Annotated in this window: 28 protein-coding genes; 11 read left to right on the forward strand and 17 right to left on the reverse strand. The window is 62.0% G+C overall.

Annotation, left to right across the window (positions count from 1 at the left end):
• Positions 1-120: 120 nt before the first annotated feature.
• Complete coding sequence (locus tag NKK47_RS09675) at positions 121-738, forward strand: alpha-ketoglutarate-dependent dioxygenase AlkB family protein (RefSeq protein ID WP_352576330.1); 618 nt, start codon at positions 121-123, stop codon at positions 736-738.
• Here the strand turns inward: NKK47_RS09675 and NKK47_RS09680 are convergent.
• The 14 genes from NKK47_RS09680 to hisB all read right to left on the reverse strand — a co-directional run bounded on the left by NKK47_RS09680 (position 701) and on the right by hisB (position 11,969).
• Positions 701-2,314, reverse strand: a complete 1,614-nt coding sequence (locus tag NKK47_RS09680) for a hypothetical protein (RefSeq protein WP_352576332.1) — start codon at positions 2,312-2,314, stop codon at positions 701-703. The two genes, NKK47_RS09675 and NKK47_RS09680, sit on opposite strands and share 38 nt — an antisense overlap.
• 91 nt (positions 2,315-2,405) lie before the next feature.
• Complete coding sequence (locus tag NKK47_RS09685; RefSeq protein WP_352576333.1) at positions 2,406-3,980, reverse strand: hypothetical protein; 1,575 nt, start codon at positions 3,978-3,980, stop codon at positions 2,406-2,408.
• Entirely contained in the window at positions 3,970-4,365 is a 396-nt protein-coding gene (locus NKK47_RS09690; protein ID WP_023677541.1) for a GtrA family protein, read from the reverse strand. Before NKK47_RS09690 ends, NKK47_RS09685 begins: the two co-directional genes overlap by 11 nt.
• A gap of 7 nt (positions 4,366-4,372) precedes the next feature.
• Positions 4,373-5,143: a class I SAM-dependent methyltransferase gene (locus tag NKK47_RS09695; protein WP_352576335.1), complete on the reverse strand. Its 771-nt coding sequence runs from the start codon at positions 5,141-5,143 to the stop codon at positions 4,373-4,375.
• Positions 5,143-6,150 carry a glycosyltransferase family 2 protein gene (locus tag NKK47_RS09700; RefSeq protein WP_352454814.1) on the reverse strand — a complete coding sequence of 336 codons (1,008 nt, stop codon included), beginning with the start codon at positions 6,148-6,150 and terminating at the stop codon, positions 5,143-5,145. The genes NKK47_RS09695 and NKK47_RS09700 overlap by 1 nt, the downstream gene beginning before the upstream one ends.
• A gap of 77 nt (positions 6,151-6,227) precedes the next feature.
• A complete protein-coding gene (gene coaA, locus NKK47_RS09705) occupies positions 6,228-7,187 on the reverse strand; it encodes a type I pantothenate kinase (protein ID WP_023677538.1) in 960 nt (319 codons plus the stop codon).
• A gap of 18 nt (positions 7,188-7,205) precedes the next feature.
• Positions 7,206-7,532, reverse strand: a complete 327-nt coding sequence (locus NKK47_RS09710; RefSeq protein ID WP_352576337.1) for a phosphoribosyl-ATP diphosphatase — start codon at positions 7,530-7,532, stop codon at positions 7,206-7,208.
• A gap of 36 nt (positions 7,533-7,568) precedes the next feature.
• Positions 7,569-8,363, reverse strand: coding sequence for an imidazole glycerol phosphate synthase subunit HisF (gene hisF, locus NKK47_RS09715; protein ID WP_352576381.1), 795 nt, complete (start codon positions 8,361-8,363; stop codon positions 7,569-7,571).
• On the reverse strand, positions 8,360-9,196 hold the full coding sequence (locus NKK47_RS09720) for an arginase family protein (RefSeq protein WP_352576339.1): 837 nt from the start codon (positions 9,194-9,196) through the stop codon (positions 8,360-8,362). Before NKK47_RS09720 ends, hisF begins: the two co-directional genes overlap by 4 nt.
• 3 nt (positions 9,197-9,199) lie before the next feature.
• A complete protein-coding gene (gene hisA / locus NKK47_RS09725; protein ID WP_352454816.1) occupies positions 9,200-9,943 on the reverse strand; it encodes a 1-(5-phosphoribosyl)-5-[(5-phosphoribosylamino)methylideneamino]imidazole-4-carboxamide isomerase in 744 nt (247 codons plus the stop codon).
• A gap of 2 nt (positions 9,944-9,945) precedes the next feature.
• Positions 9,946-10,236: a DUF1330 domain-containing protein gene (locus NKK47_RS09730; RefSeq protein WP_352576341.1), complete on the reverse strand. Its 291-nt coding sequence runs from the start codon at positions 10,234-10,236 to the stop codon at positions 9,946-9,948.
• 3 nt (positions 10,237-10,239) lie between these two features.
• Positions 10,240-10,890, reverse strand: coding sequence for an imidazole glycerol phosphate synthase subunit HisH (hisH, locus tag NKK47_RS09735; protein WP_352576343.1), 651 nt, complete (start codon positions 10,888-10,890; stop codon positions 10,240-10,242).
• A 1-nt stretch (position 10,891) separates the two neighbouring features.
• Positions 10,892-11,365 (reverse strand): DUF2628 domain-containing protein, encoded by a 474-nt coding sequence (locus tag NKK47_RS09740; RefSeq protein ID WP_352576345.1) that lies wholly within the window; start codon positions 11,363-11,365, stop codon positions 10,892-10,894.
• Between the two features lie 4 nt (positions 11,366-11,369).
• On the reverse strand, positions 11,370-11,969 hold the full coding sequence (gene hisB, locus NKK47_RS09745) for an imidazoleglycerol-phosphate dehydratase HisB (RefSeq protein WP_352576346.1): 600 nt from the start codon (positions 11,967-11,969) through the stop codon (positions 11,370-11,372).
• 226 nt (positions 11,970-12,195) lie between these two features.
• Here hisB and hslV point away from each other — a divergent pair, with 226 nt between their 5' ends.
• The 5 genes from hslV to NKK47_RS09770 all read left to right on the forward strand — a co-directional run bounded on the left by hslV (position 12,196) and on the right by NKK47_RS09770 (position 16,341).
• Positions 12,196-12,747 (forward strand): ATP-dependent protease subunit HslV, encoded by a 552-nt coding sequence (gene hslV / locus NKK47_RS09750; protein WP_023677530.1) that lies wholly within the window; start codon positions 12,196-12,198, stop codon positions 12,745-12,747.
• Positions 12,737-13,246, forward strand: a complete 510-nt coding sequence (locus NKK47_RS09755) for a GNAT family N-acetyltransferase (protein ID WP_352576348.1) — start codon at positions 12,737-12,739, stop codon at positions 13,244-13,246. Before hslV ends, NKK47_RS09755 begins: the two co-directional genes overlap by 11 nt.
• Positions 13,247-13,284: 38 nt before the next feature.
• Positions 13,285-13,881 carry a DUF2585 domain-containing protein gene (locus tag NKK47_RS09760; RefSeq protein WP_023677528.1) on the forward strand — a complete coding sequence of 199 codons (597 nt, stop codon included), beginning with the start codon at positions 13,285-13,287 and terminating at the stop codon, positions 13,879-13,881.
• A 4-nt stretch (positions 13,882-13,885) separates the two neighbouring features.
• Entirely contained in the window at positions 13,886-15,199 is a 1,314-nt protein-coding gene (gene hslU / locus NKK47_RS09765) for an ATP-dependent protease ATPase subunit HslU (protein ID WP_352454824.1), read from the forward strand.
• A gap of 182 nt (positions 15,200-15,381) precedes the next feature.
• The gene (locus NKK47_RS09770) at positions 15,382-16,341 is read left to right on the forward strand and encodes a DUF1402 family protein (protein ID WP_352576350.1); all 960 of its coding nucleotides are present in this window, start codon (positions 15,382-15,384) and stop codon (positions 16,339-16,341) included.
• Between the two features lie 34 nt (positions 16,342-16,375).
• Here the strand turns inward: NKK47_RS09770 and NKK47_RS09775 are convergent, their stop codons facing one another.
• Genes NKK47_RS09775 through NKK47_RS09785 form a run of 3 tightly spaced genes read right to left on the reverse strand, consistent with a single transcriptional unit; the run spans position 16,376 to position 19,112 of the window.
• Positions 16,376-17,605, reverse strand: a complete 1,230-nt coding sequence (locus tag NKK47_RS09775) for an NAD(P)/FAD-dependent oxidoreductase (protein WP_352576383.1) — start codon at positions 17,603-17,605, stop codon at positions 16,376-16,378.
• A 2-nt stretch (positions 17,606-17,607) separates the two neighbouring features.
• Positions 17,608-17,922 carry a MocE family 2Fe-2S type ferredoxin gene (locus NKK47_RS09780; RefSeq protein ID WP_023677524.1) on the reverse strand — a complete coding sequence of 105 codons (315 nt, stop codon included), beginning with the start codon at positions 17,920-17,922 and terminating at the stop codon, positions 17,608-17,610.
• Between the two features lie 41 nt (positions 17,923-17,963).
• The gene (locus NKK47_RS09785; RefSeq protein WP_502904983.1) at positions 17,964-19,112 is read right to left on the reverse strand and encodes a fatty acid desaturase family protein; all 1,149 of its coding nucleotides are present in this window, start codon (positions 19,110-19,112) and stop codon (positions 17,964-17,966) included.
• A gap of 116 nt (positions 19,113-19,228) precedes the next feature.
• Here NKK47_RS09785 and NKK47_RS09790 point away from each other — a divergent pair, with 116 nt between their 5' ends.
• From NKK47_RS09790 to iolG, 5 genes are all read left to right on the forward strand, one after another.
• The gene (locus NKK47_RS09790; protein ID WP_023677522.1) at positions 19,229-20,260 is read left to right on the forward strand and encodes a LacI family DNA-binding transcriptional regulator; all 1,032 of its coding nucleotides are present in this window, start codon (positions 19,229-19,231) and stop codon (positions 20,258-20,260) included.
• Between the two features lie 309 nt (positions 20,261-20,569).
• Positions 20,570-21,511 carry a sugar ABC transporter substrate-binding protein gene (locus tag NKK47_RS09795; RefSeq protein ID WP_352451673.1) on the forward strand — a complete coding sequence of 314 codons (942 nt, stop codon included), beginning with the start codon at positions 20,570-20,572 and terminating at the stop codon, positions 21,509-21,511.
• Between the two features lie 114 nt (positions 21,512-21,625).
• Positions 21,626-22,702: an ABC transporter permease gene (locus NKK47_RS09800; RefSeq protein WP_292655972.1), complete on the forward strand. Its 1,077-nt coding sequence runs from the start codon at positions 21,626-21,628 to the stop codon at positions 22,700-22,702.
• A 2-nt stretch (positions 22,703-22,704) separates the two neighbouring features.
• A complete protein-coding gene (locus NKK47_RS09805; protein WP_352576352.1) occupies positions 22,705-23,472 on the forward strand; it encodes an ATP-binding cassette domain-containing protein in 768 nt (255 codons plus the stop codon).
• A 68-nt stretch (positions 23,473-23,540) separates the two neighbouring features.
• Positions 23,541-24,542, forward strand: a complete 1,002-nt coding sequence (iolG, locus tag NKK47_RS09810) for an inositol 2-dehydrogenase (protein ID WP_352576354.1) — start codon at positions 23,541-23,543, stop codon at positions 24,540-24,542.
• The last annotated feature ends 8 nt before the right edge of the window (positions 24,543-24,550 follow it).

The following is a 24,550-nucleotide window of genomic DNA, read 5'->3' on the forward strand; positions in this document are numbered from 1 at the left end:
GCTTCGGATCTCAGATCGCCGGTTAAAGCGCGCAGCCACCGTCGGAGGCGGCTTTCGGGTCGCCGTTTTCATTTGACGGTGGCATTCTGATTTCTCCAGACCAACGGATTAAGCGACGCGATGCTCGTACTGCCCAAAGGCGTCCGCCATATGCCCGGCTACCTGTCGCGCGCCATGCAGGAAGTGCTGGTGGAAGATATCAGGCAGGTCGTGCAGAAGGCGCCGCTGTTCGTGCCGGCGATGCCGCGTACCGGCAAGGAGATGAGCGTGCGCATGACCAATTGCGGTCCGCTGGGCTGGGTCACCGACAAGGAGCACGGCTATCGCTACCAGCCGACCCACCCGGTGACCCGAAGGCTTTGGCCGCCGATCCCGGAGATGCTGCTCGAACTGTGGCGGGATGTATCTGCCTATGCGCACCCGCCGGAAGCCTGCCTGGTCAATTTCTATTCGCAGGATGCCAAGATGGGTCTTCACCAGGACCGCGACGAGAGCGATTTCTCCGCGCCTGTCGTCTCGGTGTCGCTCGGCGACGATTGCCTGTTCCGGGTCGGCCAGACGACGCGCGACGGCGCCACCAAATCGTTCAGGCTGAGGAGCGGCGACGTCGTCGTGCTTGGCGGCGAAGGGCGGCTCTGCTTTCACGGCGTCGACCGTATCTACCCGTCGACCTCGGCATTGCTCAGGAGTGGCGGCCGCATCAATCTGACGCTGCGACGGGTGACGATGCCGAAATAGGCTGTTCGGGTGGCCGGTGGCCCGGGCGGACATAATCGTCGCGCAAATAGATGCGCTCGGTCTCGTCCTCGATAAGAATGCGGTAGTGCGCCAGGATGGCGTCAAAGCCAAAACGCCCCATCAGTTGGCTTGTCCACATTGTGTTGTTTTTCTTGAAGACGACGATATCCGGGCGCAGACGCGCGAACTCTTCGCGTTTGCTTTCGACGTAGCGCGCCATGATGGCCTGGTAACGCGTGGCTTCGGCGGTGTCACCCGAGAGGGCTGCGTGCCGGGACAGGGAAAGTGCGAACGCTCCAAGCCAATCGCTGACGTGGGTCGAAACGAACTGCCCATCGATCATACGGTTCAACGGATGTCCCGAGGAAATATCCGAACTGACCAACGCTACGGTCGGCCGATCGGTGGCGGCGCGAATTGCGGCAACCAGCGCCGGCCCTGGTTTCTGGGTGCTCCAGTACGGCAAGAAAGCGATTGCCACCGCCGCCAATGCCCAAGCTCGCGAAGGAGCCGTCACGAACGTCAACAGCTTCGACGGCTGCTGCACGATCCTGGGCAGTGCCAGCAGGCAGAAAATGGCTGCCACAGCGCAAAAGATCGCGGGATAGGCATGATAAGACCAGCCTTTGGCTTGGTAGAACAGGGGAAACATGCCAGCGATCGATGCCGCCAACGCTACCGCCGCCAGCTCTGGAAACCGCCTGGCAGGCCACAGCCACCAGATCAGGAAGACAAGGAAACACCACGAGAAACCGTAGCCGATCACAATCGGCCAAAAGATGCCGATCTTTGCATAAACGTCCGCCAAGAGGGGATAGATGTCGCGCATGAATTCCGGATGGATCAGCGTGACCGTGCTGAGATAGACAACGCAGATGCCGCCAATGACCCAGTGTTCCAGGGCGAAGATCGATTTCAGACTGCGCCGGCGCACTGCAACGACCAGTGCCGGCGCCAACACCATGATCGCATAGTAGGGCTTGACCAGCAGCAGAATGCTGCCCGACAGGCCGGCGAGTACGGCGAGCCCGGGGTCTGGTTGGGCAGCTGCATCTCTGCGCGCGCGCCAGGCATGAAGCGCAAGCAGCGGCATGAAAAGTGCCATGCCGATATGCTCCCGCTCGCTGAAGGCATTTCCGGGGAAGACCACCAACATTGCGCAAAACGCTGGCCCCAGTGCAAACAATGATGCAGTTTCGGTGAAACCCGCACGCTTGACGATCACGCCCGAGAGCGAAAGTCCGATAAGCACGGCAAGGTATGTCCAGGCCTCAACCAGGATTTCCGGGGCGGTGCCCAGCAATCTGGCCGCAGCCACTGGCGGCAGATAGAGCCAGACGCTGAATGGGGGATTGGTCTCATAGATTTGCGAGTAAAGCCGCTCACCGGACAGCATACGCTCGCAGACCGTGATCAGCCAGCTAGTGTCGGGAACAGTCCCCCAACGTCGCTGCCAGAAGATCGAGAAGACGGTGACTGCGGCAATGGCCAGGACATTGCGGCTAGGAAGCAGCGACGCCGCAATATCCCGGTCGCGCCAGCGGCTCAAGCCGCCAATGTCGTTCGAGACGCTCATGCTGTTGCACCGAGGCTCTCGAGATCGAGCCATATGTCGTCCAGCGGAGCGATTGGATCCAGCCGTGTCATGGGTTTCCGGGGGCTCCTGCTCAATCGGTTTGGAGCGGCGCAGGCGCCGTGTAACGCAGATAGACAGTGATTTCCGGCTCGGCGTGCAGCAGACGATAGTCGGCCAAGGCAACCTGGATCCGCTTGTCCTGCAGCATCAGGGCAGTCCACGCGGGCGAGCCTGACAGCACGATATCGGGCTTCTTCGCTGATATCTCGGCGGCGTTTTCGCCGATCACCCGATCGCGGATGCTTTCAAGTTCCGGTCTCCGTTCGAGATCGCCGGTGACGCGGGCGAGCGTGTCCGCGTTGGAGACCGCCCAGGCGCTCGGATGGCGTGATATGAACCTGCCGCCGACCAGCCTGGCGAGGGGATGGGCAACCTGCATCTGGTCGGCAATAGACATGATGGTCGGGGTTTCGACCGTTGCGCGGATCGCGGCGACAGACCGGGCGATCGGGCCGTTATCCGTCGTCAGCGCCGCGTACTGTGCCCTGACCGCTATTTGCAGCACCAGCACGCAGCCGAAGATCAGGGCGGCCTTGCGAACGAAGCCTGCACTGCCGAATGTGCCGAACCGCACAAGCTGGATGCCAAATGCAAGTGTCGCAACAACGACCATCGGCAGCGCGTGATTGGGCCAACCCTTGCCCATGACGATGAAGGCCGGAATGAACCCCAGGGCGGTCAGGAGCGGAATCCTGACGTCCCAGTTCGTCTTTCTCAGGCCGCCGGCCGCAAGCACGGTGGCGGCGGCCAGAAGCAGCACCACTTTCGGCCAGTTTGCCAGCATATCGGCGGCAGAGGCCCTCAACGGAAGATAGACCTCCCTGACCAAGGGCAGGACGTCGCTGACGTAAGCGCGGTCGAAGAGCGCGATGGACGCGATATAGGCGGCCACGATCGCAGCGCCCACCAGGTTCTCTGCGACGAAGAGCGGTTTCAGCGACCGCCTTTCAAGCGCAAGACAGAGCGACGGCAACATGAAGGCCAGCACAAAATAGGGCGGCTTGACCATGACCACGACCGCCGCGCCGAAGCCCGCGACCATGTGCTCCAGGCGCGAGCCCGCGCTGAAATCCAGGTTCCGCTGACGTGTGCATTGCAACGCCACCCAAGGCAGAATGGCAATCAATGCGAAGTGCTCGCGTTGGCCGAATTGATCCGGCATGAAACACAGGATCAAAAACAGGGCCGCCGCTGCCGCCCACAGCGCATGGGGCTGCCGGTAGACCGGTTCATCGCGCGCGAGAATGCGGACGGAAACGAAAAGACTGGCCAGGCTCAGGCAAACGACGCCAAGCGTCAGCCAGAATTCCGCACGCATGCCAGTGAGCTTTTCCAGGAGCATGAACGGCATGTAGAGCCAGATCGAGAAAGGGGGGTTGGTCTCCACGATGTCGGTGTTGAGCCGCTCTCCGCCAAGCAGGCGGTCGCAGACGACCAGAAGCCACGACACGTCAACATTGGTCGGAATTGCAACGGTCGATAGCCAGACGGCGTATGTGACGACCAGACTGGCCAGCAGCAACGGAGCACCCGCTACGCCCACAAAGGGCGAGAAGCGGTTGGCGCCGGGCAGCAGTTCACTGAGGGATCGCGCGCTAGAGACCACGAAACACCCACCGCCCGAGGACGACATAGTTGATGACCGGCACGGCAATGCAGGTGAGCAGGATCGGGATTGCGGCAGGGACGCCGAGCATCTGGGTCAAAAGCCCCGGCAGGGCGATCGCGACGGCGAGGCCGGAAGCGGTGAGCAGGAGGAAGCGGGGCAATTCCATAGCGTGGCTGCCGCCCGAGGTGAACGTGAAATATTTATGCCCGGTGTAGGAGAACAGCGCGGCGACGGCGTAGGCCGCAAACGATGTGAGCGCCGCCGGCAGGGCCGCCGTTGCCTGTCCACGCGACAGCAGAAAAGCGCAAACTGCGTAGATCAGCGTCGACGCGATGCCAATCAGCGCAAAGCGCGATAGTCGACGATACGAGCCGGTGCCCATGACGCGGTCAAGCTGCCAATTTCTCGTCGAGGCGAGCGGTTTCGACGGCGCTGTCCTTGCGGAATACCGCCAGCAGCGAAACCCCGAAGGGCAAGCTTGCATTTGGTATGATGCGGCCTTCCGCCGAAAACACTGCCTTCATCGCCGCATTCAGTGGTTTTGGCGGCGTGGCATGGCCGGCTGGCAAGGCCGACTTGCGCAACCTGTCCACCAGTCTTGCCAGCGCCGCTACCGGGAAGAGCGCGGCATTTGTGTAGCTCAGCCGGTCGATCGCGAAACCAGCCCTTTCGATTCGTTCACGCAGCAGATTGCGTGAATAGCGCCGCATATGATGCAGCCCCACATCATGCGTGCTCCACAACCATTGGTGTGCGGGCACAGTGAGGACCACGCTGCCGCCCGGTTTCAGCACTTGGCGGATCGCGGCAAGCGACGCCTCGTCTTCGGCGACATGCTCCAGCACGTCGAACAGGCAGACGAGGTCGCAGCTTTGCGGCGCGACAGGAATGTTGTCCGGCAGATGTCCGGCGAGGAAGTCGCGGCCGGTCTTTTCCCAGGCAATCCTGCGCGCGAGATCGCTCATCTCGACTGCCGTCACTGCGCCGAACTGCTCCAGCATCCGGATGTTGCCGCCGGTGCCGGCGCCGATCTCGACGATGCGCGCGTTTTCAGGCAGGCCGATGCTGCGAATGACCGCCTCGGCGATGGCGCGACGCCCGCAGAACCACCAATGCTCGTCTTCGGTGGCGGCCATCTGTCGGTAGGCGTCGATCTCCATCAGCTCATTCCCTCATATTTGCGGCGCACGATGTAGATCGGACGCTGCTTGATCTCGGCGTAGACCCTGCCGAGGTATTGTCCGATGATGCCGATGCCGAGTAACTGGATGCCGCCAAGGAAAAGAACACTGACCAGCAGGGAGGCGTAGCCGGGCACATCAACGCCAAAGATCATTGTCTTGGCGACGATCAGCAGGCCGTAGAGGAACGACAGCGCGGAAATCGTCGCGCCGACATAGGTCCAGATTTCAAGCGGAGCGGTGGAGAAGCTGGTGATGCCTTCGAGCGCGAAGTTCCACAGCTTCCAGCCGGAGAATTTCGACTGGCCGGCGATGCGCTGATCGCGGACATATTCGACGCTTGCGGTGCGGAACCCGACCCAGGCGAACAGGCCCTTCATGAAACGACGGCGTTCGGGCAAAGACCGCAGCGCCTGGATGACCTGGCGGTCGATCAAACGGAAGTCGCCGACATCGTGCGGGATCTTCTGCTGCGCGATCCAGTTGTGAACGCGGTAGAACATCGAGGCGGAGCGCTGCTTGAGAAAGCTGTCGCTCGACCGATTGGCTCGCTTGGCCAGAACAACCTCAAAACCCTCGCGCCACTTTTCCACAAGCAGCGGAATGACATGCGGCGGATCCTGCATATCGACATCCATCGGAATCGCTGCATCGGCATCGCAGCTGTCGAGCCCCGCGGTCATCGCGGCTTCCTTGCCGAAATTGCGTGAAAGGTCGATTACGTGGATGCGTGGATCGGTTTGTTGGGCTTCGATCAGCTTTTCGAGCGTCGTATCGCTGCTGCCGTCGTTGACGAAGATGAACTCGAGGGCAACGCCTTTGTCCTTCAGCGGCGCGGTGCTTTCGCATACCGCCTTCAGGAATGGAGCAATTGCGCCTTCCTCATTGTGGACAGGCACGATCAGGGCAATCGTTGCGCCGCCGCTGCCCGGACGTGCGATGCGGTCAGCTGCCGGCCGATCGATGTTTAGGAATGGCGCATTCATTTGTTTGCCGAGCCCGCAGATCAGGCCCGACAATAGAAAGACTGGGTTAAGATGACTTTAAGGAATGTCCCGGGATTTCACAGTTTCCTGAGCGCCACTTCCTCGACCAGATGGTTGGCGCCCTTGCGCAGGATGAGATCGGCACGGGCGCGGGTCGGCAATATATTCTCGCGCAGATTCTTCAGGTTGATGTTGGTCCACAGGCCCTCGGCGATGGCGCGGGCCGCATCCTCGGAAAGTTGCGAATAGCGGTGGAAGAAGGAGGCCGGGTCGCGGAAGGCGGTTTCGCGCAGCCGCATGAAGCGGGCGATATACCAGTGATGGATCAGCGCCTCCTCGGCATCGATATAGATGGCGAAGTCGAAGAAATCCGACAGGAAAGGCACGATCTTGCCGTCCTTGGGCAGCTTGCCCGGCTGCAGGACATTAATGCCTTCGAAGATCAGGATGTCGGGCCGGTCGATGGTCTGGAACTCGCCCGGAATGACGTCATAGGTCAGGTGCGAATAGACCGGCGCGCGGACGTTGCGCTGCGCCGATTTGATGCCAGACAGGAAGCGCAGCAGCGCGCCGACGTCGTAGCTGTCCGGAAAGCCCTTGCGCTCCATCAAATTGTTGCGGCGCAGGATTTCGTTCGGCAGCAGGAAACCGTCGGTGGTGACCAGGTCGACCTTGGGACTCGACGGCCAGCGCGCCAGCAGCTCCTTTAGCACGCGCGCCGTGGTCGATTTGCCGACCGCCACGGAACCTGCAATGCCGATGATGAACGGTGTCTTGGCCGCGTCCAGCGCGTTGAAGAAGGCCTGGCGTTGCCTGAACAGGAGTTGACTGGCTTCGACATGAGCCGACAACAGCCGTGACATCGAAAGATAGATGCGCTCGACCTCGTGGAGATCGACCGGATCGTTCAGCGACCGCAGACGACGGACCTCGTCCTCGGTGAGCGTCATCGGCGTATCGGCGCGGAACCGCGACCATTGCTCGGCCGAGAAGAAACGATAGGGTGAATACTTCTCGGTAGGAGCGAGCTGGTCCATCGAGTTCCTCCGCAGCGATCAGCCCCGGTCCAGCCGAGACGCCTTTTCGGCGATGCCCGAACGACCGGTGCGGCGTTCAAGCTCGTTGAGCACATCGCTCAGCGGAATGTCCGCTATGCCGAGAACGACAAGCCAATGATAAATGAGATCGGCGCTTTCCGAAACAAGCGCGGCCCTATCGGCGCTGACGGCTGCGATCACCGTTTCGACTGCCTCTTCGCCGAGTTTCTGCGCTGCCTTGCTCATGCCACGCTGAAAGAGCTTGGCCGTCCACGAATCCGGATCGCCGGAACGTGCGCGTTCGCCAATAATCTTCTCCAGATCGGAGAGCGAGAACTCGGTCATGACGGCGTTTACAGCCTCTTCTTAGCCGGAAAGGCTCTAGGACCGATTACCCGGCGAGTCCAGCCGCATCGGCAGTCCGGCCTGAGCCATGTGCAGCTTGGCTTCGGCGATGCTGTAGGTGCCGAAATGGAAGATCGACGCCGCCAGCACCGCGCCGGCATGGCCGTCGCGAATGCCTTCGATAAGGTGGTCGAGCGTGCCGACGCCACCGGAAGCGATGACCGGCACGCGTACGGCATCGGCGACCGCGCGGGTAAGGGCTATGTCGTAGCCGGCCTTGGTGCCGTCGCGGTCCATCGATGTTAGCAGGATCTCGCCGGCGCCGAGATCGACCACTCGCCGAGCGAACTCGACGGCGTCGATGCCGGTCTTCTCGCGGCCGCCATGGGTGAATATCTCCCAGCGATCAGCCTCGCTCGCAGCGGACACTTTCTTGGCATCGATGGCGACGACGATGCACTGGTTGCCGAATTTGTCGGCAGCCTCGGCGACAAAATTTGGGGTCTTCACCGCCGCCGTGTTGATCGACACCTTGTCGGCGCCGGCCAGTAGCAGCTTCCTGATGTCGGCGACCTGACGGACGCCACCGCCAACGGTCAGCGGCATGAAACATTGTTCGGCGGTGCGGGCGATGACATCGAAAATGGTCTCGCGGTTTTCCGACGAGGCGGTGATGTCGAGAAAGCAGAGCTCGTCGGCGCCGGCCGCGTCATAGGCTTTTGCCGCTTCGACGGGATCGCCGGCATCGACCAGGTCGACGAAATTGACGCCCTTGACGACACGGCCGTTCTTGACGTCGAGACAGGGGATGACGCGGGCTTTCAGCATCAGATCCTCTCGATCGCCGCAAGAAAGTCGACAAGCAGCTGGCCGACGACGGGCGGAACTTCGGACTGGGAATCAAAGGCCGGGTCGTAGGCCGAGAGCGTCACGCCGACGATTGGGATTGACCTGGCCAGTCCGCAGGCAAGCTGCCGTAGCTGTTCCGGACTCGGGCCGCCCGGGTGCGCGTAGCGGTTCACCTGCAACACATCCGGATCGAGGACATCCAGGTCGAGATGCAGATGCGCCCGCACAGTCCCTGTCGCCGTGAGCTTTCCGATCATATCGAGTGCACCGGCACATTCGGTGCGCACGATCGGCAAAGTTTCCAGCAGTCGCTTTTCGTCGGGATCGAGGTCGCGGGCATCAACCAGCATGCAGCGCGCAGGGTCTATCGGCCGGAACCCCGGAATTGCTGCCGCCATCGGATGCCAGCAGAGCCCGAGCGTCGCCGCCAGCGCCATGCCGTCGAGAAAGCCGTAGGAGGACGTCTCCGGCGTGTTGAGATCGCCATGCTGGTCGATCCAGATGATCGAATCCGCAACTTCACCGGCGACCGCACCGGCGGCGGTCAGGCAATTTCCAGCAAGGATAATGGGGAAGCGTCCTCCATCGCGGGCGAGGTTAACCTTGGTCGCGACGGCGTTGCAGACGGCGAAGCCGGTTGCAATTTCGCGCCCCTGCTCGTCTCCGACCTTGCCGATATCTTCGACGGCGACGTCATGGCCAGCCACGGTCAGGGCGTCGACCAGCCCACCGCCGATGATGGCGTCCGGCCCCTGGCCGCACCCTTCGTGATAGTGCCCGCTGTCGTAGGGAGCAACGATAATCGAGACCTTCACGTTTCACACCCCTGCCATCGGTTTGCCACGCAGGATCGCCAATGCCTCGGCCGGGTCGATGCGGCCGTCGTAGAGGGCGCGTCCGGAGATCGCGCCTTCGAGCTTGCGGGCATCGGGCATGGTCATGCGCACGATGTCGGCGATCGAGGCGAGCCCGCCCGAGGCGATAACCGGGATCGACACCGCGTCGGCGAGATCGATGGTGGCGTCCCAGTTGATGCCGGTCAGCACACCGTCGCGGTCGATATCGGTGTAGATGATGGCGGCGACGCCGGCACCCTCGAATTTCCTCGCCAGTTCAATGACGCCGAGGCTCGAGGCTTCAGCCCAGCCTTCGACCGCGACCTTGCCGCCCTTGGCGTCGATGCCGACGGCGATCTTGCCCGGGAATGCCTTGCAGGCCTGCCTGACCAGATCCGGATCGCGCACCGCCACGGTGCCAAGAATGACGCGGGCCAGCCCACGGTCGAGCCAGTCCTCGATCTGCGCCAGGGTGCGGATGCCGCCGCCGAGCTGCACCGGATTGCTCGTCGCCTTCAGGATGGCGCCGACCGCGGCGCTGTTGACGCTCTGGCCCTTGAAGGCGCCGTTGAGGTCGACGACGTGCAACCATTCGAAGCCCTGCTCTTCGAAGGCGCGCGCCTGAGCGGCGGGATCGTCATTGTAGATGGTGGCGGTCGCCATGTCGCCATGCCTGAGGCGCACGCATTTGCCGTCCTTGAGGTCTATCGCCGGAAACAGAAACACCTTCAGGCGCCTTCGACGATGACAAAGTGGCCGGTCGAGCCGGCGACCCTGTACTTCAAGGCCTCCTGGTATTCAGGCGAGCCGTAGCATTCCAGCGCCTTTTCATAGGATTCGAATTCCACCAGCACGTGGCGATTGCCTGCCGGTCCTTCCGGGCTGGTGTACCGCCCGGCGCGCACCGGGAACTTCGCGCCGTATTTCGCGAAAGCCGCGGCATTGGCCTCGATGTACTGCTTGTAGATCTCGGGATCGTGGACATCGACCATTGCCATCCAATAGCCCTTCTTGCTCATGGTTCAGGGCCTCCAGCCTAGGAAATTGGTGATCAGCGCCAGGCCCAGCGCCTGGCTCTTCTCGGGGTGGAATTGCGTTCCGGCTAGGTTGTCGCGGGCGACAGCGGCCGTTACCGGGCCGCCATAGTCGGCAACCGCCAGCACCTCATCCTCCTTCCGTGCATCGAGATGGTAGGAGTGGACGAAATAGGCGTGCAGTCCCTTGCCACCCGTCGCAATGCCGGAAAACAGCGGATGCTTGCGCTTCAGATCAATCGTGTTCCAGCCGATCTGCGGGATCTTCAGTGTCGGATCGGCCGGCGTGATCTCCTTGACGTCGCCGGCGACCCAGCCAAAGCCCTTTGTGACGATCTTTTCCAGGCCTCGCTCCGACATCAGCTGCATGCCGACGCAGATGCCGAGGAACGGCCGAGCCTTGGCGATCGCCACCTCCTCGACCGCTTCCCACATGCCGGCGACCGCACGCAGTCCAGCGGCGCAATCGGCATAGGCACCGACGCCGGGCAGGACGATGCGGTCGGCGGTCCTGACCCGCTCGGCATCGGCGGTGAGTTCGATCGCGGCGGCAATGCCGGCTTCATGCGCGGCACGCTCGAAGGCCTTGGTGGCCGAGCGCAGATTGCCCGACCCATAATCGATGATCGCCACCCTCATCTCAGGGCTTTCCCGGAATATGGTTCAGCCCCAGCGCCAGGCCCATCTGCGCCGACCGGGCATGTGCTGCGTCTGGGACGATGCGTTGCACCGTCGGTTGTTCATCCGACTGAGCATCGGCTTCCAATGCATAGCGGACGTCTGCGTCGTCGAGCCTGTCGGCCTCGACCACGCCCCATTCATGCCAGCCGCGACGGCGCAGGCCTGCGATCCGCAAGCCCTGCCCTTCCAGTCCGACAAAGAGCATGACAAGCAGAGATAAAAGCGAGCCGGCTGTTTCCAGGTCCAGCCTTTCGCCCAGCATCGAGAGCAGGCCCATGGCGACAAACGCCAATGCCGCCTCGACCCACAGCCGGTGCCAGGCCAGCCACAGCGGCGGCACCAAGAAGCCGAGCCAGGCAAAGCCGTCACGGATAAAGGTAGTGTCCACGCTTTCGCTGCGGCCTGGCGGCTCCATCACGACATAGATGGCCATGACGCTATCCTTTCAGGGATCCCTTGGTGGAGGGAACCGCGTCCGGCTGGCGCGGGTCGCGCTCAAGCGCCGAACGCAGCGCACGCGCCACGGCCTTGAAGCAGGTCTCGGCGACGTGGTGGTTGTTGGCGCCGTAATGATTGGTGACATGCAGCGTGATGCCGGCATTCTGCGCCAGCGCGTGGAAGAATTCGCGCACCAGCTCGGTGTCGAACGTACCGATCTTCGGCGACGAGAATGAAACATTCCAGACCAGAAAAGGCCGCCCGGAGACATCGATTGCCGCCCGCGTCAGTGTCTCGTCCATGGCGAGATCGATCGAGGCGTAGCGCATGATGCCGCGCCGCTCGCCCAATGCCTTGGCCAGCGCCTGGCCGAGCGCAATGCCCGTATCCTCGACCGTGTGGTGGTCGTCTATGTGCAGGTCGCCCTTGGCCCTCACGGTCATGTCGATCAGCGAATGGCGCGACAACTGGTCCAGCATATGGTCGAAGAAGCCGACGCCCGTCGAAATGTCGGATTTGCCCGAGCCGTCGACCTGAACCGACACGGCGATGTCGGTTTCCCTGGTCTTGCGGCTTATCTCGGCGGAACGGGGCGCCATGACCTCATCCTTGTCTCAGATTTTGCACGATTCAGGCGTTCACATGCCTGAAAACGAAAGCCTTCTAGCAGCATGATCCGGCGATTGCCAGTTACCGCTGCGGAGCCCGATCCGACCCGGTGGATGGCCGGTTTGCAATCGTCCGGCCTATGCATACATATGGCCGATCAAGTCACTCGTAACGCGCCGATCGCCTCGATGGGATCGGTGCTTATCGGAGCAGAAAATGTCGAATGAACTGACCATGCATGCCACGACCATCCTGACCGTGCGCAAGGGCGGCAAGGTGGTGATCGCCGGCGACGGCCAGGTCAGCCTCGGCCAGACCATCATGAAAGGCAACGCCAAGAAGGTGCGCCGCATCGGCAAGGGCGGCAACGTCATCGCCGGTTTCGCCGGCGCCACCGCCGATGCCTTCACTCTGCTCGAGCGGCTTGAAGCCAAGCTCGAACAATATCCCGACCAGCTGACACGCGCCTGCGTCGAGCTTGCCAAGGACTGGCGCACCGACCGCTATTTGCGGCGGCTGGAAGCGATGATGCTGGTGGCCGACAAGTCGGTGTCGCTGGCGCTGACCGGCACCGGCGACGTGCTGGAGCCCGAATTTGGCGTCATGGCCATCGGCTCGGGCGGCAATTACGCGCTGGCAGCGGCACGCGCGCTGGTGGACAGCGACAAGGGCGCAGAGGAGATCGCCCGCAAGGCGATGCAGATCGCGTCAGACATTTGCGTCTACACCAACAACAACTTCGTCGTCGAAACCCTCGATGCCGCCTGAGCGGAGCCTCCGCTATGGTTTTCGGCCGGTGACCCAGAGGGACCTGCCGATGATCGCCGGCTGGCTTGCCGAGCCGCATGTCGCCGAATGGTGGAACGACCCAGAGACCGAGATTGCGGAGATCCGCGAGCATATCGACAGCATTTCGGTCGAGCCGCTGATTATCGAGCTCGACGGAAAGCCCATCGGCTATTTGCAGAGCTACGATCCGCATCTGGAGGACGGCCATCCCTATAGCGACCAGCCGTTCGGCACGCTCGGCATCGATCTGTCGATCGGCGTGCCGGAGCTTGTCGGGGTCGGCCACGGCTCCGCGATCGTCCGGCAGTTCGTCGAGCAGCTTTTCGAGGAAGGTACGCCGCGCGTCATCATCGACCCGGACCCCGCCAATGCACGGGCTATCCGTGCCTATGAAAAGGCCGGTTTCACGGCTATCGATCGCAGGAAGTCGGAATATGGCGATGCCGTGCTGATGGCGATTGATGCCCCAGAGGGGTGATGCCGGACAGGGTGACGCAGAAGAGGGGCAATAGCAGCATGAGCGTATCCAGCGACAAAACCGTCTCGGCCTACTACGACAGTTGGCGAATGGGGCTTCTGCTGGTTCTCGGCCTGGTCATCTTCCAGGCCGGGGTCCTTTACGGCATGGGGCGGACGCCGATCTGTACCTGCGGCTATGTCAAGCTGTGGCACGGCATCGTGCAAAGCTCGGAGAATTCCCAGCATATTTCCGACTGGTACAGCTTCTCGCACATCATTCACGGTTTCCTGTTCTATGCGCTGGCGTGGTTCCTTTTCCCGCGCTCGCCGATCGGGCTCAGGCTGGCCTTTGCGGTGGTTATAGAGGGCGGCTGGGAGCTGCTCGAGAACAGCCCTTTCATCATCGATCGCTATCGCGCTGGCACGATCTCGCTCGACTATTATGGCGACAGCATCATCAATTCGGTGTCGGACACACTGGCCATGGTGCTGGGGTTTGTCATGGCGCGAAGGCTTCCTATATGGGTGGTCGTAACCCTCGCCCTCATCTTCGAATTCGGTGTCGGCTATCTCATCCGGGACAATCTGACACTCAACGTGATCATGCTGCTGCATCCGTTCGAGTCCATTCGGCAGTGGCAAAGTGGAATTTAGTGACATGAGCACCTTCTCTCCTCGCGAAATCGTTTCGGAACTCGACCGCTTCATCATCGGCCAGAAAGACGCCAAGCGTGCCGTGGCGATTGCCTTGCGCAACCGCTGGCGCCGCCAGCAGCTCGAGGGCCAGATGCGCGAAGAGGTGATGCCGAAGAATATCCTGATGATCGGCCCGACCGGCGTCGGCAAGACCGAGATTTCGCGCCGCCTGGCACGCCTTGCCGGTGCGCCTTTCGTCAAGGTCGAAGCCACCAAGTTCACCGAGGTCGGTTATGTCGGCCGCGATGTCGAGCAGATCATCCGCGACCTGGTCGAGATCGCCATCGGGCTGGTTCGCGAGAAGATGCGCGAGGACGTCAAGGCGCGTGCCCACATCAACGCCGAGGAACGGGTGCTCGAAGCGCTCGTCGGCAAGACGGCGAGCCCGGCCACCCGTGACAGTTTCCGCAAGAAGCTGCGCGACGGCGAGCTCGACGACAAGGAGATTGAGATCGAAGTGGCCGATACCGGCAATGGCGGCATGCCCGGCTTCGAGATCCCCGGCATGCCGGGCGCCAATATCGGCGTGCTCAACATCAACGATATGCTGTCGAAAGCGATGGGCGGCAAGAAGACCAAGTTGCGCAAGACGACCGTCAAGGAGTCCTACGGGCTGTTGATCAGCGACGAGTCCGACAAGCTGCTCGATCAGGACGAAGTGGTGCGCAGGGCACTCGAATCGACCGAGAATGACGGCATTGTCTTCCTTGACGAGATCGACAAGATCGCCTCGCGCGAAGGCGGCATCGGTGCCGGTGTTTCGCGTGAAGGTGTGCAGCGCGACCTGCTGCCGCTGGTCGAAGGCACCACGGTTGCGACCAAATACGGACCGGTGAAGACCGACCACATCCTGTTCATCGCCTCGGGTGCGTTCCACGTCGCTAAGCCCTCCGATCTGCTGCCGGAATTGCAGGGCCGCCTGCCGATCCGCGTCGAGCTGCGGGCGCTGGAGAAGGGCGATTTCGTCCGCATCCTCACCGAGACCGAAGCCAGCCTGATCAAGCAGTATATCGCGCTGATGAAGACCGAAGGCGTCGATCTGGTCTTCACCGACGACGCCATCGATTCGTTGGCCGGCATCGCCGTGGACCTCAACGCCAGCGTCGAGAATATTGGCGCCAGGCGGCTGCAGACGGTGATGGAACGGGTGCTGGACGATATCTCCTATGACGCGCCGGACCGCAACGGCACCTCGGTGACCATCGATGCCGCCTATGTCGAGAAGCATGTCGGCGACCTCTCCAGAAACACGGACTTGTCGCGTTTCATCCTGTAGGAGACGCTTCATTCTCGAAGAGGGTCGGGGAATTGCTCCCGGCCTCCCCAATTTGGCCCAGCATTCCCGATGTGTGGCCAAATGGAAGCATCCGGCAAGCTTTCGTCCCGTCGGGTGCAGGCGTCTCTCGACTCCCGGTGGAGCATTACCTAGTTTGCCGGCGACTATTTGGGCGGCGGCGCATGAAAAAACTGATCCTCGTCATTTTGGGGCTGACGCTGGCGGCAGCCATGTTCGCCGCGCAAGCGGCAACGATGGTGCCGCCGGGCAACCGCAACACCGAGCAGCCCGACATACCGGGCGCTTCGAGCCGGCGCACCCAGGCGACCAACACCACCTTCCAGGCGAAATACCGCAAAGTCTTTGCGCTGCTCCAGAACGATGCCGAGCTGCGCGGTAAGATCAAGCAGGCAGCCGCGGCCTATGACATCGACCCAATGCATATCGTTGGAGCCATCGTCGGCGAGCATACCTATAATGTCGATGCCTATGACCGGCTGCAGACCTATTACGTCAAGGCGATCTCGTATCTGTCGAGCAAGCTCTCCTTTGCCTATGATGGCGAGGACATCACCGATTTCGTGCAACGGCCGCAATTTGCGAAATGCGCAGGGAAGTCCGACAGCTACGATCTGTGGGAGTGCCGCGAACAGGTGTGGAACCGGTCGTTCCGCGGCAAAACCGTCAACGGCGAGAGCTTTCCCAACGACCGCTTCGGCGCCACTTTCTTCCAGCCTTATTATGCCGGCCAGACTTTTGGCCTTGGCCAGCTCAATCCGCTGACGGCACTGCAGATGAGCGATCTCGTGCACAAGGTTTCCGGCCTGCCGGAACTCGACGTCGGTGACCCCAATGCGGTCTACAAGACGATCATGGACCCTGACCTGACACTGCCTTATGTCGCGGCGACGATAAGGAAGTCGATCGACGCCTATAAAAGCATTGCCGGCTTCGACATCTCAGGCAATCCCGGCATCACGTCGACGCTCTACAATGTCGGCAATCCCGAACAGCGCGCCTATGCGCTGAAAGCCGAGAACGACAAGCGCCGCGCTGCGGGCGAGCCGGAAAAGCTGCCCGAGGAAAATTACTATGGCTGGCTGGTCAACGACAAGCTGCCGGAGCTGAAAGCGCTGTTTTAGCCGAACGCGTTCGGCCAATTATCCACGCGGCGGATCAAGCCGCCAGCAGCGATTTTAATTTGACCGCCTGCGAGACTAGCGCTTCCGGCGCCGGCCTTGCCTGCTTTGCAATCAGCATCTCGGCCAGCCTTATGTCGCGGGCGACCGCGTTGCCGGGGCCGATGCCGCTTGCCGCAACCAGCCTGCCGTCCTCGGCGAGGTGGAACAGGATGAAGGCGCCGTCGCCGAGGTCGCGGCGCACGATGCTGCGGCCTTCGTCCGACAGGCCGGCGATCTGCAAGGTCAGGCCGTACTGATCCGACCAGAACCACGGCACCGCCGCATGGGACTCGCCGGCGCCAAGCATATTCCTTGCGGCGAGCGCGCCCTGCTCCTGTGCATTGCGCCAGGCTTCGAGCCGCACGCGCCGGCCGCCATAGATGGCGAGCGGAAACGAACAGCAATCGCCGGCGGCAAAGATATCCCGGTCGCTGGTGCGAAGCTCGGCGTCGACGGCGACACCATTGTCGACGGTCAGCCCCGCCTCCGCGGCAAGTCCGGTCACCGGCACGGCGCCGATGCCGATCACGGCAAGATCGGCGACAATGTCGTGTCCACCGGCGAGCGCGATGCGCACTTCGGCGCCATCATCGGCAATGGCGGCGATGCCCTCGCCGCACAGGATTTTCACGCCTTCGGCTTCATGCGCCTGATGGATGATCTCAGCGATCTCGGCCGGCACGCCGCGCATCAAGATGCGCGGCTGCGCCTCGATAACTGTGACCGCCGCACCCAGTCTGCGTGCCGCCGCGGCAAGCTCAAGCCCGATGAAGCCGCCGCCAATGATGGCGATGCGATTTCCGGCGCTGAGATGGGCGCGAATGGCCAGCGCGTCGTTGAAGGTCCGGAGGTAGACGCAGCGCCCACCAAGGCCCGGCATCGGCAGCTTGCGCGGCACCGAACCGGTCGCCAGCAGGAGCTTGTCGTAGGCCAGGACGGAACCGTCCGAGAGGCGCACGACATGCGCCGCGCGGTCGATCGCCACCGCCTGAACCGAATGGATATGCCTGATCGATCTTTCGGCCAGGATCGCGTCGGTGGCGATTGCCTTGAGCAGGGGCGCGTCGGCAACCATCGCGTCTTTCGACAGCGGCGGCCGCTCATAGGGAAGATGCGGCTCGTCGCCGACCAGCGTCACCGGTCCATTAAAGCCGAGCTCGCGCAGCGCAAGGGCGGCGCGCCCGCCGCATTCGCCGGCGCCAATGATGACCATTCCCTTCGTCATCATCAACCAATCCGGACAAGGACTTTGCCGGCGTCGACTTTGACCGGATAAGTTCTTAGATCGACGCAGACCGGCGCGCCCCTGGCAGCCCCTGTCTTGTAGTTGAAGCGGCCATTGTGCTTCGGGCATTCGATGATATCGTCCATCACCAGCCCGTCGGCCAGATGCACCTTCTCATGCGTGCAAAGCCCGTCGGTGGCGAAATACTCGTCGTCGGGGCTGCGATAGATGGCAAAGGTGCGGCCGCCATGGTCGAAGCGCATCACGTCCTCTTCGTCGATGTCCTCGGCGTCACAGGCCTCGACCCAGTCGCTCATCTACGGCTCCCCCAATACTTGGCACCCTCGGCATGGGCTTGTCATTCGGCAGCCACCGCAGCGGTAGCGTTGTCGTTGTGGAAGTCCTCGCGATAGGGCCTCGCCGTCGGCGGCAGTTCGCGCTTGATGAAATAATCCTCATTGCGCAGCTGGCGCAGGAAAGCCGGTATCATCTCGCGGTAGCCGGCCAGGATGGACGATGTCGGCGTCGGCAGATCGTGCTTGATCAGTTCGTGCAGCCTGGGCAGCGCGTGATAGGGCACCATGGGAAACATGTGATGCTCGACATGGTAGTTCATGTTCCAGTAGATGAAGCGGCTTATCGGGTTCATGTGGACGGTGCGGCTGTTGAGCCGGTGATCGGTGACGTTTTCAGCCAGGCCGCCATGCTGCAGCAGGCCGACCATGACATGGTGCCAGGCACCGTAAAGCCTGGGCAGACCGACCAGCATCAGCGGCAGGAACGAGCCGGTATAGAGCGCCAGCGCAATGGTCGCGGCATAGATTGTCGTCCAGATGCGGGCAATGCGAATTGCCTTCGGCTGCTCCTGGTCGGGAATGAACGTTCTTTCGGCCGGACTGACGATACCGGCTGCATTGCGCAGCATGTCGCTCATCGCATGCCAGGCGTCGAGAATGCCGACGAAGTTGAGCACCACGCGCAGCAGATCGGGCGGACGCATCACCGAGATCTCCGGATCGCGGCCGACGATGATGGTATCGGTATGATGGCGCGTGTGGCTCCAGCGCCAGGTCACCGGGTTGCGCATGATCATGAAGCAGGCGACCTGATAGACCACGTCGTTCATCCACTGCGTCCTGAAAGCGGTGCCGTGGCCGCATTCGTGCCAGCGTGAATCGGTGGAGGAACCGTAGAGGACGCCGTAGACGAAGAAGAACGGCACGCACCACCAGCTGCCCCAGAACCAGGCGGCGCCGGCGCCGCTGAGGATCATGGCGCCGAGCCAGACGATGGTATCGCGGATCGCCGGGCCGTCGGAGCGCTGCATCAGCTCCTTCATCTGCTTGCGCGGCACGTCGGTGTGATACCACTCGGCCGCCGCCAGCCCGCTCTCGACGGCAAGCTTCGCGTCGCGGCCGATCAGGCTATAGTCGCGTCGGGACGCCGCTGCGGAGCTCGTATTCCCGGTTCGGAGTCCAATATCCACCATAGCGGAGGCCTCGATCATATTCGGTCAGCGTTCAAAATAACGCCGAGCCCTGATAGGCTCAATATCACAAAGATAGTTTCTATCATTTTCCATCAGAATGGTGTAAAAGGGCCAAACAGTGGAATGAGGCAGCGATGGCGAAACGGCCGACGATCACCGACCTGGCGCGCATTTCGGGGGTCAGCGTTGCCACCGTCGACCGGGTGCTGAACAACCGCTTGCCGGTGCGCGAGGAAACCGCGCGCCGCGTCTATGAGGCCGCGACCAGCATCGGCTATCACGCAGCCGGATTGATCAAGCAGCGGATGCGCCATGAATTGCCCGAATACCGGCTCGGGTTCCTGCTGTTGAGACGGGAGGACGTCTTCTACAGTGAATTTGCCCGCGAGCTTGAACTGGCGGTATCGCAGTCGCCGCGCTTTCGCGGCGTGGCCACCATCGACTTCGCCGCTTCGCTGGCGCCGGACGAGATCGTCGAGCGGATGCGCAAGCTGGCCGCCAAATCCAGGGCCGTCGCCCTGGTCGGGCCTGATCACCCGACGCTGACGGTCGCCGTCGAGGCTCTCAAAGCCAATGGCGTACCGGTGTTCTCCCTGCTTTCCGACTTTGCGTCCGGTATTCGCGAGGGCTATGTTGGCCTGGACAATCGCAAGGTCGGCCGCACCGCTGCCTGGATGATCTCGAAGGCCGCGAAGAGACCTGGCAAGGTTGCCCTCTTCGTCGGCAGCCATCGCTTCCATGGCCATGAGCTTCGCGAGATCGGTTTTCGCTCCTTCTTTCGCGAGCAGGCGCCGGAATTCACTCTCCTCGAGACGTTGGTCAATCTGGAAGCGAACCAGATCACGCATGATGCAATGATCGAGCTTCTGGCCCGCCACCCTGATCTCGCCGGTTGCTATGTCGCCGGTGGCGGCATGGAAGGCGCGATCTCGGCGCTGAGGGAGGCAAAGCCGGCTGAGATGCCGGCGGTCGTCTGCAACGAGATCACGCCCGACTCCCGCGCGGCGCTGGCAGATAATTTCCTGACCATGGTGATCTCGACGCCACTGGCGGCGCTTTGCCGCGAGCTTGTCGGGCTGATGGCGCATGCCATCGAGACCGGCGCTGCGAATGCGCCGGGCCAGACCTTTCTGCCCTTCGACATTTATCTGCCGGAAAACATCTGACGTCGCGGTCATCGGCGGCAGACATGATGTAATCTATCAGAACGCTTTCAGGCCTGGCTTGCGTTAGCGTCCGTCTAAAAGCGCTCGAAATGCCGAAAATCCATTCCTCATGGCGAAATCTCGCTTGACGCCCAAGCGAAATGGAATAAATATTTCACCAACTGAGAATTTTGGTTCTTTCGTTCCGGAAGATCTGTTTTAGGCAAATGCCTCCGGAACTAAAAATGGCAATCGGGAGAGAATTCCCTGCGAGATCGGGGATTCCGGGTAGATCGGTGCAGCCGGACACCAATGTGGAGGAGAAATAAAATGAAAAAACTGCTTTTGGGCGTCGCGTTCGCGGCGCTGATGAGTTCGTCCGCCTTTGCTGCCAAGATCGGCGTGTCGATGGCGTTGTTCGACGACAATTTTCTCACAGTGCTGCGCAACGGCATGATTGAACAGGCCAAGGGCATGGACGGCGTCGAGCTGCAGGTGGAGGATGCGCAGAACGACGTCGCCAAGCAACTCGACCAGATCAAGAACTTCGCCGCCTCAGGCGTCGACGCCATCATCGTCAACCCGGTCGACACCTCGGCGACTCAGGCGATGTCGGACGCAGCCGCCGCTGCCAAGATTCCACTGGTCTATGTCAATCGCGAGCCGGTCAACGTCGACACGCTGCCCGAAAACCAGGCCTTCGTCGCCTCGAACGAAGCCGATTCCGGCACGCTCGAGACCAAGGAGGTCTGCCGCCTGTTCAAGGAGGCCGGCAAGACTGAAGCCAACGTCTATGTGATCATGGGCGAGCTGTCGAACCAGGCAGCGGTGCAGCGCACCAAGGACATTGACGACGTGATCGCCACGCCGGAGTGCAGCTTCATCAAGATCATCGACAAGCAGACGTCGAACTGGAAGCGCGAAGAAGCGCAGAACCTGATGACCAACTGGCTGTCGACCGGCAAGCCGTTCGACGGCGTCATCGCCAATAATGACGAAAGCGCCATCGGCGCCATCCAGGCGATGAAGGCCGCCAACATCGACATGAAGTCGGTTGTCGTCGGCGGGGTCGACGCTACCCAGGATGCGCTTGCCGCGATGCAGGCGGGCGACCTCGATGCGACGGTGTTCCAGGACGCGGCCGGCCAGGGTGCCGGCGCGCTTGACGCAGCGCTCAAGCTGGCGAAGGGCGAGAAGGTCGAGCACAAGGTCTACATCCCGTTCCAGCTGGTCACGCCGGCAAATATCGACAAGTTCCTGAAGAAGAACTGAGGCGGACCTGTCCGATACGGAGCGGCGCGCCAAGGTAAGACAGCGCCGCTCCGCTTTTTCCCTCTCGGCCTGAACAGCGCCGAGTGGAGACCGTGGCTGACGGAGGAAGCACGATTGGCACAGACATCTCACGGCGTCGGCGGGCTCAGCTATGATGCGAAGCGGCGCGCATGGCCGGCCGAATTCAACGTCTTCCTGGCGCTCGTCATCCTGGTCGGCGCTTTCGAGCTGATCGGCCGGGTTTTCCTGGGCGACAGCTTCCTGTTCAACACCCGCGACAATATCGATGCGATCTTCAACGAAGCGCGCCTGCAGATCATCATCCTGCAGGTGTCGATTGTCGGCATCATTGCCATCGGCGTGACGCAGGTGATCATTACCGGCGGCATCGACCTGTCCTCAGGTTCGATCGTCGGCGCCACGGCGATGATAGCCATGAGCTTCGCCCAGGTGGCGACCGTCAATGGCAACCCGAACCCGAAGGCGATGTTCATCGCGCAGGGCTGGACCGACCTGCCGGTGATCGTGCCCGTGCTGGTCGCGATCGGCTGCGGCCTGCTGGCCGGCCTGGTCAACGGCGCTTTGATCGCCTACACGCGCATCCCGCCGTTCATCGCCACGCTCGGCATGATGGTCACCGCGCGCGGCATCGCCAAATGGTGGTCAAAGGGGCAGCCGATCTCGTTTCCGACCGAGAGTTTCGCCGCCATTGGCAAGGGGCTGATGCCGGTCATCATTTTCATATCGCTCGCAGTGCTGTTCCAGCTGATCCTGAGTTACACCAAATATGGCAAGCACTGCTATGCAATCGGCTCCAATGAGGACGCCGCGCGCATGTCCGGCATCAACATCGCCAACCACAAGATCCTCGTCTACGTCATTGCCGGCGTCCTCGCCGCGCTCGCCGCCGTGGTGCTGAGCTCCAAGAATCTCACCGCCCAGGCCGGCATGGGTGTAATGTACGAGCTCGACGCGATCGCCATGGCGGTTATCGGCGGCGTCTCGCTGTCGGGCGGCCGCGGTTCGATTATCGGGACAGTGATCGGCTCGCTGATCTTCGGCGTCATCATCTCCGGCTTCACCTTTCTGCGCCTCGACGCATATTATCAGGAGATGGTCAAAGGCGTGATCATCGTCGGCGCAGTCGTTCTCGACCAGTGGCGCCAACGCCTGCGGGCAATGAGGGCTTGATCATGTCGGACATCGTCCTGAAGACCGAAAACCTGACCAAGTATTATGGCGGCGTCCATGCGCTGGAGGGTGCCAACTTCGAGCTGCGCAAGGGCGAGCATGTCGCTATCATGGGCGACAACGGCGCGGGCAAATCGACCTTCGTACGCCAGATCACCGGTGTCGAGCAGCGCACCAACGGCAAGATGTGGTTCGATGGCAAGGAAGTGAATTTTGCCGGCCCAATCGAAGCCCGCGAGGCGGGCATCGAGACGGTGTTCCAGAACCTGGCGCTCGCCGACGACCTCGACGTGCCGTCGAACCTGTTCCTCGGCCGCGAGCGGGTGCTTTTCAATCTCGGGCCCTTCTCGATCCTCGATCGCAAGTTCATGCGCAAGGCGACCGAGGCAGCCTTGGTGCGCACGGCGGTCAAGATCCCCAATCTTTCCAATACTATCCGCCACATGTCGGGCGGCCAGCGCCAGTGCGTGGCAATTGCCAGAACCGCGACCTTTGCGTCCAAGCTCATCATCATGGATGAGCCGACGGCGGCACTCGGCGTGCAGGAGACGATGCAGGTCGAAAACATCATCCGCACGCTGAAGGAGAATGGCGAACCGCTGATCCTGATCTCTCACAACATGCGCCAGGTGTTCGATCTGGTCGATCGGATCGTCGTTTTCCGGCGCGGCCGCATCGTCGCTAATTTGCGCAAGCAGGACACCGACGGCAACGATATCGTCTCCTACATTACCGGCGCCAAGACCGGGCAGGCGGAACTTGCGGCGTAACGGCCAACGCCGAGCCACAGGCGCTGACACGCCCTCCCTTCCGAATCATTCTCAAAGGAAAACTCTTCATGCCTCTTCGCTTTGCTCTTCTCGGTGCCGGCCGTATCGGCAAGGTCCATGCTCGCGCCGTCGGTTCCAATCCTGAGGCCAGGCTGGTCGCAGTTGCCGACGCCTTCGAGAAGGCGGCGACCGATCTGGCCTCTGCCTATGGCGCCGAAGTGCGCAGCATCGATGCCATCGAGAAGGCCGGCGATATCGATGCGGTCGTCATCTGCACGCCGACCGATACCCATGCCGATCTGATCGAACGCTTCGCCAAAGCGGGTAAAGCGATTTTCTGCGAAAAGCCGATCGACCTCGACGCCGCCAGGGTGGAACGTTGCCTGGCCGTCGTCGATAAGGCCGGCGCCACCCTGATGGTCGGCTTCAACCGCCGCTTCGATCCGCATTTTGCCGCCGTGCGCAAGGCGATCGACGACGGCGCCATCGGCACTGTCGAAATGGTGACAATCACCTCGCGCGATCCCGGCCCGCCGCCGCTCGACTATATCGGCCGCTCGGGCGGCATCTTCCGCGACATGACCATTCATGATTTCGACATGGCGCGCTTCCTGCTCGGCGAGGAGCCGGTGGCGGTCAGCGCGCATGCTTCGGTGCTGGTCGACAAGAAGATCGGCGAGGCCGGCGACTTCGACAGCGTCAGCGTCATCCTCGAAACCGCCTCCGGCAAGCAATGCGTTATCTCCAACTCACGCCGCGCCACCTACGGCTACGACCAGCGCATCGAGGTGCATGGCTCGAAAGGCATGATTGCGACCGAGAACCAGCGGCCGGTGTCGATCGAACTGGCCAATGAGAAAGGCTATACGCGGCCGCCGCTGCACGATTTCTTCATGACCCGTTACCTCGACGCTTATGCCAACGAGATCGCTGCCTTCATCGCGGCAGCGACGTCAGGCAAGAAGGCGGCGCCGAGCGGCAAGGACGGGCTGGTGGCGCTCAGGCTGGCGGATGCGGCGCTGAAATCGGCCAAGGAAGGCAAGACCGTCCGCCTCGACAAAACAATCTGACTATCAAG

The organism is Mesorhizobium sp. M0019, assembly GCF_040323975.1.
Classification (GTDB): Bacteria; Pseudomonadota; Alphaproteobacteria; order Rhizobiales; family Rhizobiaceae; genus Mesorhizobium.

Bases quoted from the DNA above. Each gene is read 5' to 3' on its own strand.
- NKK47_RS09795 (WP_352451673.1), top strand. From the start codon at position 20,570: ATGAAAAAACTGCTTTTGGGCGTCGCGTTCGCGGCGCTGATGAGTTCG.
- NKK47_RS09740 (WP_352576345.1), bottom strand. From the start codon at position 11,365: ATGGCCATCTATGTCGTGATGGAGCCGCCAGGCCGCAGCGAAAGCGTG.
- NKK47_RS09775 (WP_352576383.1), bottom strand. From the start codon at position 17,605: ATGACGAAGGGAATGGTCATCATTGGCGCCGGCGAATGCGGCGGGCGC.
- NKK47_RS09695 (WP_352576335.1), bottom strand. From the start codon at position 5,143: ATGGAGATCGACGCCTACCGACAGATGGCCGCCACCGAAGACGAGCAT.
- NKK47_RS09755 (WP_352576348.1), top strand. From the start codon at position 12,737: ATGCCGCCTGAGCGGAGCCTCCGCTATGGTTTTCGGCCGGTGACCCAG.
- NKK47_RS09760 (WP_023677528.1), top strand. From the start codon at position 13,285: ATGAGCGTATCCAGCGACAAAACCGTCTCGGCCTACTACGACAGTTGG.
- NKK47_RS09785 (WP_502904983.1), bottom strand. From the start codon at position 19,112: ATGATCGAGGCCTCCGCTATGGTGGATATTGGACTCCGAACCGGGAAT.
- hslV (WP_023677530.1), top strand. From the start codon at position 12,196: ATGTCGAATGAACTGACCATGCATGCCACGACCATCCTGACCGTGCGC.
- hslU (WP_352454824.1), top strand. From the start codon at position 13,886: ATGAGCACCTTCTCTCCTCGCGAAATCGTTTCGGAACTCGACCGCTTC.
- NKK47_RS09790 (WP_023677522.1), top strand. From the start codon at position 19,229: ATGGCGAAACGGCCGACGATCACCGACCTGGCGCGCATTTCGGGGGTC.
- hisB (WP_352576346.1), bottom strand. From the start codon at position 11,969: ATGGCGCCCCGTTCCGCCGAGATAAGCCGCAAGACCAGGGAAACCGAC.
- NKK47_RS09690 (WP_023677541.1), bottom strand. From the start codon at position 4,365: ATGGGCACCGGCTCGTATCGTCGACTATCGCGCTTTGCGCTGATTGGC.
- NKK47_RS09675 (WP_352576330.1), top strand. From the start codon at position 121: ATGCTCGTACTGCCCAAAGGCGTCCGCCATATGCCCGGCTACCTGTCG.
- NKK47_RS09730 (WP_352576341.1), bottom strand. From the start codon at position 10,236: ATGAGCAAGAAGGGCTATTGGATGGCAATGGTCGATGTCCACGATCCC.
- coaA (WP_023677538.1), bottom strand. From the start codon at position 7,187: ATGGACCAGCTCGCTCCTACCGAGAAGTATTCACCCTATCGTTTCTTC.
- NKK47_RS09780 (WP_023677524.1), bottom strand. From the start codon at position 17,922: ATGAGCGACTGGGTCGAGGCCTGTGACGCCGAGGACATCGACGAAGAG.
- NKK47_RS09770 (WP_352576350.1), top strand. From the start codon at position 15,382: ATGAAAAAACTGATCCTCGTCATTTTGGGGCTGACGCTGGCGGCAGCC.
- NKK47_RS09680 (WP_352576332.1), bottom strand. From the start codon at position 2,314: ATGAGCGTCTCGAACGACATTGGCGGCTTGAGCCGCTGGCGCGACCGG.
- NKK47_RS09805 (WP_352576352.1), top strand. From the start codon at position 22,705: ATGTCGGACATCGTCCTGAAGACCGAAAACCTGACCAAGTATTATGGC.
- NKK47_RS09710 (WP_352576337.1), bottom strand. From the start codon at position 7,532: ATGACCGAGTTCTCGCTCTCCGATCTGGAGAAGATTATTGGCGAACGC.
- hisH (WP_352576343.1), bottom strand. From the start codon at position 10,890: ATGAGGGTGGCGATCATCGATTATGGGTCGGGCAATCTGCGCTCGGCC.
- NKK47_RS09700 (WP_352454814.1), bottom strand. From the start codon at position 6,150: ATGAATGCGCCATTCCTAAACATCGATCGGCCGGCAGCTGACCGCATC.
- iolG (WP_352576354.1), top strand. From the start codon at position 23,541: ATGCCTCTTCGCTTTGCTCTTCTCGGTGCCGGCCGTATCGGCAAGGTC.